A 13,648-nucleotide genomic window follows, 5' to 3' on the forward strand; every position below is an offset into this window, starting at 1 on the left:
TCAAGTCTCTTGCCTTCTCCCCTTGTGGGAGAAGGTGGATCGGCGCGTAGCGCCGAGACGGTTGAGGGGTGATGGCCGGAGTGCCGCCGGCGCCAAGCTGGAGCGCCCCTCATCAGTCGCCTTCGGCGACACCTTCTCCCACAAGGGGAGAAGGGGAGCCGTGCGCTCGGAGCCGCCTCGTTCAGATCACGACTTGACCGGCAGGCCGGTCGCCGCGGCGATCTGGCTTGCGGCATCGTCGAGCGCTGCCTTGGCGTCGGGATAGCCGCCGGCCAGATATTTGGTCTGCACCGCGCGGATGATGATTTCGGCGTCGCTCTGGAACGGCGTGCCGCGGCTGGGTACGACCTTGGGCAAGGTGCCGAGGATGTCCTTCCACACCGCTTGGCCACCCCAATAGGGCAGGCCTTCGGAGACATAAGGGTCGTTGAGCGCCGAAATCAGCGATGGCACCAGGCCGAAGCCTTTCAGCATGGTGATCTGGCCCTCATTCGTCGCAAGCGTGTATTTCAGATAGGCGTAGGCGGCTTCCTTGTTCTTCGACACCGAGGTGATGGCGAGCGAGGAGCCGCCGAGATTGGCGGCGCGCGGACCGTCGGCGGTCAGGCTCGGCATCAAATAGACGCCCCATTTGCCTGCCCCATCGGGCGATTCGGTGCGCACGGTGCCTTCATACCAGCCGCCATACATCTGCGTGGCGACCTTGCCGGCGGTGTTGTTGGTGATCTTGGTGCTCCAGTCGGCCGAGGAAATGATGCCGGCGTCCTTCATCTCCTTGATCTTGGTCATGGCATCGACGCATTTGGGCTGGTTGACGGTGATGGATTGACCATCGGCCGAGAAATAGGCGCAGCCCTGCTCGTTGGAGATCATGCGGAAGAATTCGGAATCGCCGTTGAAATCGGCGTTGGTCATCGTGACGCCGGGATTGGCGGCCTGGATCTTCTTGGCGGCGGCGATGAAATCGTCCCAGGTCTTGATCGAGGACGGGTCGACGCCGGCCTTCTCGTAGAAATCACGGCGGTAGAACATCGCCACCGGGCCCGAATCCCACGGCATCGCATAGGCCTTGTCGTCAACCTCGAGCTCGGTGCGCTTGAAGTCGGGGAATTTTGCCTGGTCTTCCGCGGTGTAGCCGAGCGTGTGCAGGTCGACGAAGCAATCCGGGAACTGGCTCCAGTAGTTTTCCGCTTCCCCGTTCTCGATCGTAACGATGTCAGGCAGCCCCTCGCCGCCGGCGGCACAGCCGGCGATCGATTTGTCGTAAGTCGGCTGGTTGCCGAGGTCCTCGACCGTGACCTTGATGTCGGGATACTGCTTGTTGAAGCCCGCTATGGTGGCCTTCAGCGACGAAGCCGCGATATTCCAGCTCCAGATCGTGATTTCACCGGACTGCGCAAAGGCCGGGCTGGAGCCCAAGGCAAGCGCGAGCGCGGCGCAGGTCAATTTTATGCGCATTGAAATCCTCCCATTTCAGTTGCTCTCTGTTTGCGAGCGTGGCTAGACTAGGCCTCGGGAACGCCTTGTCCGCGACAAAGGGAATAAGAAATGAGCGGAAAGTAAGATGCCGGAAAGGCCGTTTTACCAGCCCGGCGCCAGCAGCGTGGAGGGCCTGCCGCTGCTGCTGCAGATGTTCCACACCCAGCCCCTGGTGATGCTCAAGCCGCATTGGCATGCCCAGGTCGAGGTGAATTTCATCGTGCGCGGCGCCGTGCATTACCGCATGGATGGACACGGGCTTTCGCTCTCTGCCGGCGACATGTGCCTGTTCTGGGGCGGCCTGCCGCACCAGATGGACGAAGCCTCCGACGATGCCATCTATGCCGGCGCGCATCTGCCGCTGGTGCATTTCTTCCGGCTGCATTTGCCCGTCGATGTCCGCAACAGGCTGATGACGGGGGCGACGCTGGTGACCGACGCCACCGACCGGTCGGACGACCACAATTTCGAACGCTGGAACCGCTATGCCCGCTCCGGCGACCCGGTCAAGGCCGAGCATGCCGTCAACGAGCTTTTGCTGCGGCTGGAGCGGGTGCGCTTCGAGCCTTACCGGCTCGTGCCCGAAACCCTGGTCGAACAGGAGATAGGCAGTCCCTTCGATCAGCAATCGTTGCGCAATGTCGGGCGCATGTGCGACTTCATCGCCGAGAATTTCCTCTACGAGATCGATTGCGTCGATATCGCCGCGGCGGCCGATATCCATCCCAAATACGCCATGAGCATCTTCAAGAAATCGACCGGCATGACGCTCAACGAATATGTGAATTTGCTGCGCCTCAGCTACGCGCAGGCGCTGCTGATGCATCAGGATGCCAATGTGCTGCGCGTCGCCATGGAATCGGGCTTCGGTTCGCTCAGCGCCTTCAACAAGTCGTTCCGCAAGCTTGCCGGCATGTCGCCGTCGGATTTCCGCAGGGGCGTGGCGGGCGCCAGGTGACGGCTGGATTCAGCCGAAAGTAGCCAGGCTTCTCGGCAGGCGGTTCATTGGCAGCGGCCCGTTGGCGGTGATCAGGAACTGGTCCTCGAGATTGAAGCTGGCGAGACCGTCGATGTAGAGCGGGATCTCGAATGCCAGCACCATGCCGGCTTCGATCACGACATCGCTGTCGGCCGAAATGAACGGCCATTGCTCGGAAAACACGGAATGGCCGACGCTGTGGCCGAAATGGCCGCGGCGATAGGAATGCAGGCCCTGGCGCGCCAGGCTTTCGCTGGCGGCGTGATGCACGCCGGCGAACGGCTTTCCGGGCATAAGCGCGGCAAGCCCGTCGGCGAAGGCGCGTTCGGCTATCGCATGCAATTCGGCCTGTTCGGGCGACGGTGGCCCGAAGGTGAAATTCCGCGACATGTCCGAGGCATAGCCGTTCACGCTGCACACCATGTCGGCCTTGAGCGGATCGCCGGCGGCGGCGACCGCATCGGCCCTTTTGGGGCGAGCGCCCAGCGTGACGTATTCCGCCGTCGAGATTTGCTGCGATGACCCGGCGGCTGCATCGGCGACGCCTTGCCGGTAGAGCGCGATCAGCTCCGACTGACGCATGCCGGTCGCCGCATGCTGCTGCAGCCGCGACAGGCCGGCTTCCGACAGGACGATGCCTTGCTGCAGGAGGTCGATCTCGCTCTGCGATTTGACTGCCCGCAGCCTGTCGAGGATCTGCGAGCCGTTGACCAGGGCAGTCCCCGTCAACATCGCCTGCATTGCGGACAAATCGCTGGCCGGGACAAAATCCAGCTCGATGCCGAGCGTTGCACGCTCCAGCCCGAATTCGGCAAGCATCCTCTTCAGCTCGCGGACGGAGCGGGCAAGCTCGAAGGTCGCCGGGCGGGAAAAACCGGGCGCGCGGCCAACCAGGCCGGCCTCGATTCGCTGCGCAACGGGCCGGTCGGCCGTCGCCGGCTCAAACGACGCCGATTCGATCCAGATCGGATGCGTGCGCACCACGGCGCCGGCCATCGCCGCCCGGAGCTGGGCAGCCTGGAAATCCGCCACCACGATGCCGATCGGCAGGTCGTTTCGCTTGGGGATGACCACGAAACCGGCGCCGGCGCGGCGGAACAGGCCGGCCGGGCCGATCCAGGCGCCGGTGGCGTACTGGAACGCCTCGGGCTCGCAAAGCACCAGCGCCTCGATGCCGGCGCGCTGCATCAGGTCTGTTGCGCGCTCGCGGTCGACAAAGCCGGTCATGGGTTCCCTCCAGTGCGATCGAATTCGATGCCGACGCGGCGGCATTTGGCCTTAGCGTAGCTTCAGTGCCGCGGTGGAGCAGCTTTTTTCTGGAAGCGCTGTTCACCTTGAGAGTTCGACGCCAGGACGGGAAACGAAAAAGCCGCGGCGAACCGCGGCTTTTCAACGCGACAATTGTCGGCTTCGAAAGCTTATTCGGTTTCGTCGGAAGTGTCGTCGGCAGTGTCTGCCGCGTCTTTCGCGGCCTTCCTATCCAGCGCTGCCTGCAAGGCCAGCGTAGCCCGCGGTGAGGCCGGTGTCGTTGCAACGACCGCCATTGCATGAGCAACTCCGGTCGTCGACTTGTCCTTGGCTGCGGCGGAGGTGGCGGCTCCGTGTCCCTGCGAGCCGGCCCCGGCCGAGTTTCCGCCGTTACCGTTGCTGCCGCCATTGCCGTTGCCATTGCCATTGCCGCCGGGAGCAGCGAGGACCGGAGACGCGACAAGGGTGAGAGCGGCTACAGTCGCGAATAGACAGGTGCGCGTTTTCATAGTTCCTCCTTCGAGTCGCCCTCCCGCCAGGATGGGTTCCAGATGAAAAACGTCAGGACTTTCCAAAGTGGAAGCCCGCTATCTAACAAGCTTTGTTCAAACACAGCATTCTGCAAGACGGACCTTGGTCCGGGATCGACGCGCAAAAGTCTGAAATCCCAGGAGCTTACTTCCCGCAAGGAGACGCCTGCTGGTCAAAGGTGGCAAAGCGACAGACTCGCTTCGCCTAAGCAGCCAAAGCTGGCGTACGATCCCACAGGGGCGAGGTGATCGGGCTATGTCGGCCATTTTAGCAGGCTTGAAATCGCCGCGACCTCAACCGCCTGAAACGAAAAAGCCGCGGCGGACCGCGGCTTTTCGATGCTTGATTTCCCTTGAGAGAAATGGAGCGGGTGAAGCGATTCGAACGCTCGACCCCAACCTTGGCAAGGTTGTGCTCTACCCCTGAGCTACACCCGCTCGCGCGGCTTTTGGGCCGCAAGCCGCGCCTATATGGCTGAAGAGCGCGGCGATTGCAACAGGGAATTCGCAGGCTTTTTGCTTCGCCGGCGATGCGGACAAGCCATGCTTGCGAGACGTCGCAAGGCAATCGCCCCCGCGTTGCGCGACGGGCTTGTCTTGGCCGCATCATTGGCCGTAAACGGCGTTAGCCGAACAAGCCGTTGAAAGCGGGCCATCAGAAGAAAGACCGATGCCGAAGACCAAAGCCGAACTTTTCGCCTTTCTTGCCGGACTCGGGATCGAGGTATCGACGCGGCGGCATCCGCCGCTGTTCACGGTTGCCGATTCGCAGGCGCTGCGCGGCGAGATTGCCGGCGGCCACACCAAGAACCTGTTCCTCAAGGACAAGAAGGACAATTTCTTCCTGGTCAGCGTCGACGAGGAGGCGGTGGTCGATCTCAAGCAGATCCACCATCTGATCGGCGCTGCGGGGCGCGTGTCTTTCGGCCGGCCGGAGATGCTGATGGAGCTTCTCGGCGTCGTCCCGGGCGCGGTCACGGTGTTCGGGCTGATCAACGATACCGAGCGAAGGGTCAAGGTCGTTTTGGACGAGGAGCTGATGGGCCATGCGGTGGTCAATGCCCACCCGCTGACCAACGAAGCGACGACGTCCATCGCTGCCGCGGACCTGGTCAAATTCGTCGAGGCAACCGGACATGATGCTGTTATCTTGAAAGTCTCGGCATGATCGCCACATGGGTGACTGAAACCGGGTTCTAAAGACGGATGTTGCGCCCGTCCCTTGGCCGGCGGCGCGACTGAAAGGCGATGAGATGAGCGATAGCAACCCCTTTGGCGGCCCATTTGGCAGCAATGGCGGCCAGTATGCCACCACCGTGCAATATGGCGGCACCGATGCCGCGCGTGAGAAGGTCGCGCTTGCGGAGGCGCCGGCCGACGTCATCAAGGACACAACGACCGCTGGATTTGCCGCCGACGTGATCCAGGAATCGCGCCGCCAACCGGTGCTGGTCGATTTCTGGGCGCCATGGTGCGGCCCCTGCAAGCAATTGACGCCGCTGCTGGAGAAGGCGGTGAAAGCCGCCGGCGGCAAGGTCAAGCTGGTCAAGATGAATATCGACGACCATCCATCGATCGCAGGCCAGCTTGGCATCCAGTCGATACCGGCGGTCATTGCCTTCAAGGACGGCCAGCCGGTCGACGGCTTCATGGGCGCCATTCCCGAGAGCCAGATCACGCAATTCATCCAGAAGGTTGGCGGCAAGAACGGTGGCGCGCCGCAAGTGGCCGAAGCGCTGGCCGCGGCTGCCGAGGCGCGCGACGCCGGGGATGTGCAGACGGCGGCCGACATTTACGATGCCATCCTGGAACAGGCGCCGGCGACGATCGAGGCGATCGCCGGCTTGGGCGATCTGCTGTTCGAGGCCGGCGATGCCGAAGGTGCCGAGGCGGTGCTGGCGCGGGCGCCGGAAGCGAAGAAGGATGCGCCCCAGCTCGCCGCGCTGCGGGCCAAGATGGCGCTCGCAGCGCAAGCCGCGGCACTCGGCAATCCGGCGGAACTGGAACGGCGACTGGCCGAAAATCCCGGGGATCACCAGGCACGGTTCGAGCTTGCCATGATCCAGAACGCCAAGGGTGATCGCATGGCGGCGGCCGACAATCTGCTGGCGATCATCAAGGCCGACCGCTCGTGGAACGACGACGGCGCCAGAACCCAGTTGCTGCAGCTCTTCGAGGCATGGGGCATGACCGACGAAGCAACGCTGTCGGCACGGCGCAAACTGTCGTCGCTGCTCTTTTCCTGAGCCGGCGCAGACTGTTTTGTCGCGCGGCCTTGCGGTGGGCGGCGGCTGCGCCAGATTAGGTTTTCGGACGGCGTTCGATTTCAGGTTTCCGGTGTTGCGCCTTGTGCCGGCCGGGAGGAGACGGATTTGGTGCGCTTCCTGACAAAGCGATCGGAGGATTGAGGTGCAGGCGGGAAACGCGCATTACCGGCTCGCTGCGGACTTACCGTCGACCATGCCGATCTTTCCGCTTGAGGGCGCATTGCTGCTGCCGGGAGGCCGCATGCCGCTCAACATCTTCGAGCCGCGCTATCTGCAGATGGTCGACGAGGCGATCGCCGGGCCGCGGCTGATCGGCATGATCCAGCCCAGCCTTGACGGTGCGCTGCGTCCCGGCGGCGAGCCGGAGCTCTGCAATGTCGGCTGTGCCGGGCGCATCATTGCGCTGTCCGAGAGCGGCGACGGCCGTTACCTGATTTCGCTGCAGGGCGTGTGCCGGTTCCGCATTGTCCAGGAACTCACGGTCAAGACGCCGTTCCGCCAGTGCCGGTTGGCACCCTTTCTCACCGATCTCGACGACGACCAGGCAGAAGCCGAGATCGATCGGCCGGCGCTGCTCAAAGCTTTTCGCGCCTATCTGCAGGCCAACGATCTGGAGGCCGACTGGGAAAGCGTCAGCCGCGCCGAAAACGCCATGCTGGTCAACGCGCTGTCGATGATGGCGCCTTACGGGCCGGCCGAGAAACAGGCGCTGCTCGAAGCGGCCGATCTGAAGACACGCGCCGAAACGCTGATCGCCATCACAGAAATGGCGCTGGCGCGCGACAATGAGGATTTCGGTTCGAGTTTGCAGTAGGTTGGCCCTCCTTCTCCCACAAGGGGAGAAGGACGTCCGCGCTCGAAACCTTAACCGATTGCCTTGTGGAAGGATGGATCGAATGGCGGATGGACGTGACGGGAACAGGACTGTCGATCCCAAGCTGCTGGAACTGCTGGCCTGCCCGCTGACCAAGGGGCCGCTTGCCTGGGATCCGGAGCGCGGCGAGCTTATCTCGCGGGTGGCAAAGCTTGCCTATCCGGTGCGGGACGGCATTCCGATCATGCTGCCCTCGGAGGCGCGTGTCATCGCCATAGATGATGCCATGCCACCGCCGCCGCGCCTGGGTGGCTCGGGATAAGGCCGGTCTATAGCGATCTTTCGCACCCCCCTCTGTCCCGCCGGCATCAAAGTTCAGCACCGCAGCAGCGCTCCGACGAAGGATGAGGCCTATTGAAAATTGCGCCCCTTGGGCATGACCTTCTCTGCCTTTCCCAATAGTTCCGTTTGCGCGATGCTGCCCGGCCGAACCTCGTCTGCACTGCTCGAAGGCTCATCCGCAGGTCTTGCCTCTTCCAGCAGCACCGACAGCCACGGCGTCAGATCCTCGACCTTCTCGGCGACGATATGGATGACGTCCGATTCCGATTGCAGCTTGCCGGTGACGCGGATGAGACGCGCGCCCATGACGATGGGGCGGAAGCGGTCGAAGGTCCTTTCCCAGAAAATGATGTTGGCGACCGCATTCTCGTCTTCCAGCGTCAGGAAAATCGCCTTGCCATTGCCCGGCCGCTGCCGCACCAGCACGAGGCCGGCGACCGAAACGCGCCGGCCGTCCCGCACCTGGCCGAGGCGCGCATTGGGCGTGACGCCGGACCGATCCAGCCTTTCACGCAGGAAGGCGACCGGGTGCGCCTTCAGCGACAGGCCGAGCGAGCGGTAATCGTGGACGACGTGCTCGCCGAGCGGCATTGTCGGGAGCCTGGTTTCGGGCTCCAGATCGCGCAAGCGGATCGCCGGCTGGTCGAACAGCGGCAGCTTTTCGGCGGCACTCTTGCCGTCGAGCGCGCGGACCGCCCATAGAGCGTCGCGACGGTTCAACCCAAGCGAGCGGAAAGCATCGGCCTGTGCCAGTTTCTCGATCTCGTCGACGTTGAGGCCCGAGCGCAGCCAGACGTCGCGCACGGATGCATAGCCGGCGCCTCGCCTCGACACAAACGCTTCCATGCGCTCCTTCGACAGGCCCTTGACCTGGCGAAAGCCAAGCAGGACGGCATGGCTGGTCCGGATGACGCCGCGCATCTGGGCATGGCGGTCAAGGATACGATCCGGATCGAAAGGCGATTTCTCCAAGGCGCAATCCCAGCCGGAAAAATTGACGTCGACCTCGCGGATCTCGACGCCGTGGTCACGCGCGTCGCGGACAAGCTGGGCAGGCTGGTAAAAACCCATCGGCTGGGAATTCAGGATCGCGGCGCAGAACACGTCGGGATAGAAGGTCTTGAACCAGCAGGAGGCATAGACCAGCAGGGCGAAGGAGGCGGCGTGGCTTTCGGGAAAGCCGTATTCGCCAAAACCCTCGATCTGCTTGAAGCAGCGCTCGGCGAAGTCTCTTTCGTAACCCTTGGCGACCATGCCGTCGACCATTCTCTTGCGATAATTGCCGATCGTACCGGTGCGCTTGAATGTCGCCATGGCGCGGCGCAGTTCATCGGCCTCGCCCGGCCTGAAGCCGCCGGCGACGATGGCGATCTTCATCGCCTGCTCCTGGAACAGCGGCACGCCCAGCGTCCTGCCGAGTATTTTTTCCAGTTCCGGCTTGGGATATTCGGGTTTTTCCTTGCCTTGCCGGCGGCGCAGATAGGGGTGGACCATGTCGCCCTGGATCGGGCCGGGCCGCACGATCGCCACCTCGATGACGAGGTCGTAAAAGCTTTTCGGCCGCAGCCGCGGCAGCATCGACATCTGCGCGCGGGATTCGATCTGGAAGACGCCGATCGTGTCGGCGCGGCAGATCATGTCGTAGACATGTTTGTCCTCGGCCGGGAGGGTGGCCAGCACATAAGGCCGGCCGTACTCGTCCCGCGCGTTCGGATAGTGATCCTGAAGCAGGGTGAAGGCGCGCTGCAGGCAGGTCAGCATGCCGAGCGCCAGCACGTCCACTTTAAGGATTTTCACCGCGTCGAGGTCGTCCTTGTCCCACTCGACCATCTTGCGCTCGTCCATCGCCGTCTTGACGATGGGCACGATCTCGTCGAGTCGGTCCCTGGTGATGACGAAACCGCCGACATGTTGCGACAAATGACGGGGAAAGCCCATGATCTCGTTGGCGCATTCGATCACATGCCTTGTCGATGGATCGGTCTGATCGAGGCCGCCGGCCTTTGTCTCCTTTTCGCCGAGCTCTGAGGTCGACCAGCCCCAGATCGAGCTGGACAGCGCGCTCCGGACGTCGTCCGACAGGCCCATCGCCTTGGCCACTTCGCGCATTGCCGAGCGGCTCCGGTAGCTGACGACGGCGGCGGCCAGCGCGGTGCGCTTGGTGCTGTATTTGGAATAGATGTACTGGATGACCTCCTCGCGCTTTTCATGCTCGAAATCGACGTCGATGTCGGGCGGTTCGTTTCTTTCCTCGGAAATGAAGCGCTCGAAAAGCGTGTCGATCTTGTCCGGGCCAACTTCGGTGATGCCGATGCAGAAGCAGACGATCGAGTTGGCGGCGGAGCCGCGCCCCTGGCAGAGAATGTTCTGGCTGCGGGCGAATTTGACGATGTCGTAGACGGTCAGGAAATAGCGCGCGTAGTTCAGGCGCTCGATCAGAGCGAGTTCCTCCTCGATGCGCTGCGTCACAAAAGCGGGCACGCCCGAGGGGTAGCGGATGGCGGCTCCCTCCTTGGCCAGCCTTTCCAGCTCGGCCTGCGGCCCGAGGCCCGATTCCGTCGGCTCATCGGGATAGTTGTATTGCAGGTCACTGAGCGAGAAGGTCAGCTCGCCGGCAAAACGCAGCGTTTCCGCCAGCGCTTGCGGGTGCCTGCGGAAAAGCCGTGCCATCTCCAGCGGCAGCTTTAAGTGACGCTCGGCATTGGCCGCCAGTTCCAGCCCCACCTCGGCGACGGGCACATTGAGGCGGATCGCCGTCAGCACGTCCTGCAGCGGGCGCCGTTCCGCCGTATGGTAGAGCACATCGTTGGTCGCCATCAGCGGGATGCCGGCCAGTTCGGCCATCGCCGCCGCCTGCTCGATCCGGAAGCGGTCGTTGCCGCGGTAATCCGGCGAAACAGCCAGCCGCAGCCTTTCGCCGAAGCGATCCCTGAGCCGGCTAAGCAAAGCGAGGCTATCGTTCGCGTCCGCCGACAGATCCGGCAGGATGGCCAGCGACAGGCGATCGCCCCATTCGAGAAGGTCGTTCTGTTTGAGAAGCGTTGCCCCTTTTTCGTTTTCGTCACGCAGATTGGCCTGCGTCAGCATGCGGCAGAGATGACCCCAGCCCTTGCGGTCCCGCGGGTAGGCGAGGATGTCCGGCGTGCCGTCGCAAAACACCAGGCGGCAGCCGGGATGATAGGAAACACCTTCCACTTTGGCCTGCTGCCAGGCGCGCACAACGCCCGCCACCGTGTTGCGGTCGGCGAGCCCGATCGCCGAAAATCCCATGAATTTTGCCGCGACCACCAGCTCCTCCGGTTTCGAGGCGCCGCGCAGGAACGAGAAGTTCGACTGGATGCCGAATTCGGCATAGGGGATGGCCGTCAGCGCATTCATGCGAAGACCCCATGCATGAACCAGCGCGGCGAAGGCTGCGAGGCGCCGTAGAGGCCCTGGCGATAGAGCCAGTAACGGCGGCCATCGGCATCCTCGATGCGGAAATAATCCCGGGTCGGCTCATCTTCTCGTCCCGCCGCCCCTCGCCACCATTCCGGCGCGATGCGCTCCGGCCCTTCGGCGCGCGCGACCCGATAGAGCGCGCGCCGCCAGCGGAAGTTCAAAGGCGGGCCTTCCGGCATTTCGGTGGCCGGCACCTCGATCGGCTCGGGCGAACGGAAAAGCCGGATCGGCCGTTCCGGCTGGAAGACGGTCGTGGGAGCGTCCTTCGCCTTGTCGGGCTGCTTCGGCGGCGAGCTTCTCTGCGGCGCCTCCGTGAAGGGAAGGGTGGCGACGGCGCGCTCCGGCAAATGGCTCTCGACGGCGACCGGCTTCAAGACCGCGCCTTCGCCGAGCCGGGCGCGAATGCGGTCGGCAAAAAGCGCGATATCGGCACCGTCGTCGCTCGTCTCGCCGGCAAGGTCTGCCTGCTGCATGTCGAAGGCGGCGGCGGTCAGCACCGAAAGGCGCACGAGGTCGAAGCCATAGCCGGCGTCGATATCCTGTTCGAGCGCGGCAAGCCTTTCGTGGAACAATTTCTGGATCAGCCGCGGCTCGCGCAGAGGCCGCGAGGTGCCGACGGCGATGCGGCTGACGCCGCCATCGACGCGGAAAAGCAGCAGCGCCAGCCGCCTCGCGCCCTCGCCGCGACGCTCGAGGTCGCTCTTCAAGGTGGTTGCCAGCATGCCTGTCAGCCGCTCGATGTCCTCGGTCAGCATGATCGGCTCGGCAAGGTGACGCTCGACCGAAAGCGGTGCCACCGGCAGGCGCGGCGACACGGCCTCCTCGAGGCGGCCAAGCGCCTGGTCGAGGCGCAAGAGCAGCGATGCGCCGAAGCGGCGGGCCAGCGGCGCGCGCGGTGCCGCCATGACGGCGCCCGCCGTGCGCAGGCCGACGCTTTCGAGGCTGGCGCGGACCTCCGGGCCGATGCGCAGCGCCGCCAACGGCAAGGGCGCGAGAAGCGCTTCCTCCTCACCATCGGGAACGATGCGGTCGCCGGCAAACCGCGCCGCCGCCCAGGCAGCACCAGGCGTGGCGGCAAGCCCGGCGCGGACATCGAAGCCCTGATGGAAAAAACGCGACAGGATATCGTCCAGCATCGAGCGTTCGCCGCCGAAAAGATGGGTGCAGCCGGTGACGTCGAGATAGAGGCCGTCGGTCCCGTCGAGCGCCACCAGCGGGGTATAGCGGTCGCACCAGTCGGCGAGGCCTTCGAGAAGGCGCCGGTCGGCCTCCGGATCGGCCTCCACGATGTCGATCGAGGGATGCATGGCGCGCGCATCGGCTATGCCCATGCCGCGCTTCAGATTAAGTGTCTCAGCCCGTTCGTCGAGGGCGGCGATGCGCTGGGTGTTCCCTTGGCGATGGCTGATCACCAGCGGCAGGTGATCCGACGGCCGGGAACGCCAGGACCGCCCCAGACGCTGCCGCAGGATCCTCTCGGCGGCGAGATGCGGAAACCACAGGGATAGGATTCTTTGGCCGTTCTGGGGCCCATTCCTGAGACCTTCCTTGCTCGCCCCGTCTTTCTTCGAATATGCGTTCGTCGGGGTTCCACTCCAGTGTGAATTTTCCGGGCAAGGCCGTGCGGCTCTTGCCGATGGCGACGGTGAAGGCGGGCCGGCCGATCGAGCCGGCGAGCGGCCCGGCAAGCGTCTTACGCGTTGCCGCCGGTGCCGCCGACAGGATGAGGCGGACGGGCGCTGCCGTCGGCTCGGGCTCGCCGGCCTGGCGCAGCAGGAACAGCGGCCGGCCGGCACTCTGCGCCCGGGCGTGCAGCCGCCGCGTCGCGGTGAGGTCAAGCCGCTGCGGGCTGCCGCGGATTTCGAGGATGACGGCGGCCAGCGCCGTCATCCTGGCAGCCTCCTCGGCGACCCACAGCGCATCGAGCAGCCTTGGCGCCTCGGAAAACAGCAATTGCTCCGGCTCGATGCCGAAGAAGGCATGAAGCCCCCTGGCATAGGGAAAGCCGGCCTCGCGGAAAACCTCGGATGTGCCGATCCACAGCACCGGCAGTCGCGGCCCCTGGCTGAGGATCAGGCTGACGAGCGACAAGACAAAACCGGCGACGGCCCCGGCATCGCGGGTCGCGGCGCCATGAAACTCGCTCAGCGCCGCTTTCGGCAGGCCGCCGCTCAGCGCAGCATCGAGGCGCTCGGCGCCGGTGCGCAAAAACGCATCGGGCGGCGCCACGGCAAGACCGCGCCGGACAATCGTCAGATTCCGAGCGGGTGTCGGATGCCGAGAGGGTGTCAGACTCTGACGAGGGACATCCGCGTCAAACGACGAACCGGCCGGCGCCTCCAGGCGCTCGGGCAAGGTCCCTTCGATTTTCGCGATCTGGCGGCGCAGGGCAAAAACAGTCTCCCGCGCCACGGCGCTTGTCGCCATGACGGTCAGCTTCCACTCACAATTGTTCCTGTTATGTTCCCTATAGATTCCAGAGGCCGCCCGAAGAGTCAAGCGGAGTCATGGGGAATTTATTCCTGTAGTGGGGGCATGACACGGGCAC

Annotated in this window: 11 protein-coding genes and 1 tRNA gene; 5 read left to right on the plus strand and 7 right to left on the minus strand. The window is 64.1% G+C overall.

Features of this window, described 5'->3' with window-relative positions:
- Positions 1–186: 186 nt before the first annotated feature.
- Positions 187–1,458, minus strand: a complete 1,272-nt coding sequence (locus tag NKH70_RS02855) for an extracellular solute-binding protein (protein WP_023675947.1) — start codon at positions 1,456–1,458, stop codon at positions 187–189.
- Positions 1,459–1,564: 106 nt separating this feature from the next.
- Here NKH70_RS02855 and NKH70_RS02860 point away from each other — a divergent pair, with 106 nt between their 5' ends.
- The gene (locus NKH70_RS02860; RefSeq protein ID WP_352913077.1) at positions 1,565–2,437 is read left to right on the plus strand and encodes a helix-turn-helix domain-containing protein; all 873 of its coding nucleotides are present in this window, start codon (positions 1,565–1,567) and stop codon (positions 2,435–2,437) included.
- A 9-nt stretch (positions 2,438–2,446) separates the two neighbouring features.
- Here NKH70_RS02860 and NKH70_RS02865 read toward each other — a convergent pair whose 3' ends face one another.
- From NKH70_RS02865 to NKH70_RS02875, 3 genes are all read right to left on the minus strand, one after another.
- Positions 2,447–3,685 (minus strand): M24 family metallopeptidase, encoded by a 1,239-nt coding sequence (locus tag NKH70_RS02865; protein WP_352977034.1) that lies wholly within the window; start codon positions 3,683–3,685, stop codon positions 2,447–2,449.
- Between the two features lie 191 nt (positions 3,686–3,876).
- Positions 3,877–4,215: a hypothetical protein gene (locus tag NKH70_RS02870; protein WP_292665306.1), complete on the minus strand. Its 339-nt coding sequence runs from the start codon at positions 4,213–4,215 to the stop codon at positions 3,877–3,879.
- A 384-nt stretch (positions 4,216–4,599) separates the two neighbouring features.
- A tRNA-Gly gene (locus tag NKH70_RS02875) sits at positions 4,600–4,674 on the minus strand.
- 232 nt (positions 4,675–4,906) lie between these two features.
- Between NKH70_RS02875 and NKH70_RS02880 the strand changes: the two genes are divergently transcribed.
- From NKH70_RS02880 to NKH70_RS02895, 4 genes are all read left to right on the plus strand, one after another.
- Positions 4,907–5,404, plus strand: a complete 498-nt coding sequence (locus NKH70_RS02880) for a prolyl-tRNA synthetase associated domain-containing protein (protein ID WP_352913075.1) — start codon at positions 4,907–4,909, stop codon at positions 5,402–5,404.
- An 85-nt stretch (positions 5,405–5,489) separates the two neighbouring features.
- Positions 5,490–6,482, plus strand: a complete 993-nt coding sequence (gene trxA / locus NKH70_RS02885; RefSeq protein ID WP_352913073.1) for a thioredoxin — start codon at positions 5,490–5,492, stop codon at positions 6,480–6,482.
- Between the two features lie 163 nt (positions 6,483–6,645).
- The gene (locus tag NKH70_RS02890; protein WP_352913071.1) at positions 6,646–7,317 is read left to right on the plus strand and encodes an LON peptidase substrate-binding domain-containing protein; all 672 of its coding nucleotides are present in this window, start codon (positions 6,646–6,648) and stop codon (positions 7,315–7,317) included.
- An 82-nt stretch (positions 7,318–7,399) separates the two neighbouring features.
- Positions 7,400–7,639, plus strand: a complete 240-nt coding sequence (locus tag NKH70_RS02895) for a Trm112 family protein (RefSeq protein WP_292665009.1) — start codon at positions 7,400–7,402, stop codon at positions 7,637–7,639.
- 89 nt (positions 7,640–7,728) lie between these two features.
- Here the strand turns inward: NKH70_RS02895 and NKH70_RS02900 are convergent, their stop codons facing one another.
- Genes NKH70_RS02900 through NKH70_RS02910 form a run of 3 tightly spaced genes read right to left on the minus strand, consistent with a single transcriptional unit; the run spans position 7,729 to position 13,527 of the window.
- Positions 7,729–11,037, minus strand: coding sequence for an error-prone DNA polymerase (locus NKH70_RS02900; RefSeq protein WP_352913070.1), 3,309 nt, complete (start codon positions 11,035–11,037; stop codon positions 7,729–7,731).
- On the minus strand, positions 11,034–12,512 hold the full coding sequence (locus tag NKH70_RS02905; protein ID WP_352913068.1) for a DUF6504 family protein: 1,479 nt from the start codon (positions 12,510–12,512) through the stop codon (positions 11,034–11,036). The genes NKH70_RS02900 and NKH70_RS02905 overlap by 4 nt, the downstream gene beginning before the upstream one ends.
- Entirely contained in the window at positions 12,454–13,527 is a 1,074-nt protein-coding gene (locus tag NKH70_RS02910) for an ImuA family protein (protein ID WP_352913067.1), read from the minus strand. Before NKH70_RS02910 ends, NKH70_RS02905 begins: the two co-directional genes overlap by 59 nt.
- Positions 13,528–13,648 lie beyond the last annotated feature (121 nt).

It is taken from the genome of Mesorhizobium sp. M0991 (assembly GCF_040318915.1).
Classification (GTDB): Bacteria; Pseudomonadota; Alphaproteobacteria; order Rhizobiales; family Rhizobiaceae; genus Mesorhizobium.

Excerpts from the sequence above, each read along its gene's own strand:
- NKH70_RS02895 (WP_292665009.1), top strand. The coding sequence starts at position 7,400 with ATGGCGGATGGACGTGACGGGAACAGGACTGTCGATCCCAAGCTGCTG.
- NKH70_RS02865 (WP_352977034.1), bottom strand. The coding sequence starts at position 3,685 with ATGACCGGCTTTGTCGACCGCGAGCGCGCAACAGACCTGATGCAGCGC.
- NKH70_RS02880 (WP_352913075.1), top strand. The coding sequence starts at position 4,907 with ATGCCGAAGACCAAAGCCGAACTTTTCGCCTTTCTTGCCGGACTCGGG.
- NKH70_RS02855 (WP_023675947.1), bottom strand. The coding sequence starts at position 1,458 with ATGCGCATAAAATTGACCTGCGCCGCGCTCGCGCTTGCCTTGGGCTCC.
- NKH70_RS02860 (WP_352913077.1), top strand. The coding sequence starts at position 1,565 with ATGCCGGAAAGGCCGTTTTACCAGCCCGGCGCCAGCAGCGTGGAGGGC.
- trxA (WP_352913073.1), top strand. The coding sequence starts at position 5,490 with ATGAGCGATAGCAACCCCTTTGGCGGCCCATTTGGCAGCAATGGCGGC.
- NKH70_RS02900 (WP_352913070.1), bottom strand. The coding sequence starts at position 11,037 with ATGAATGCGCTGACGGCCATCCCCTATGCCGAATTCGGCATCCAGTCG.
- NKH70_RS02910 (WP_352913067.1), bottom strand. The coding sequence starts at position 13,527 with ATGGCGACAAGCGCCGTGGCGCGGGAGACTGTTTTTGCCCTGCGCCGC.
- NKH70_RS02870 (WP_292665306.1), bottom strand. The coding sequence starts at position 4,215 with ATGAAAACGCGCACCTGTCTATTCGCGACTGTAGCCGCTCTCACCCTT.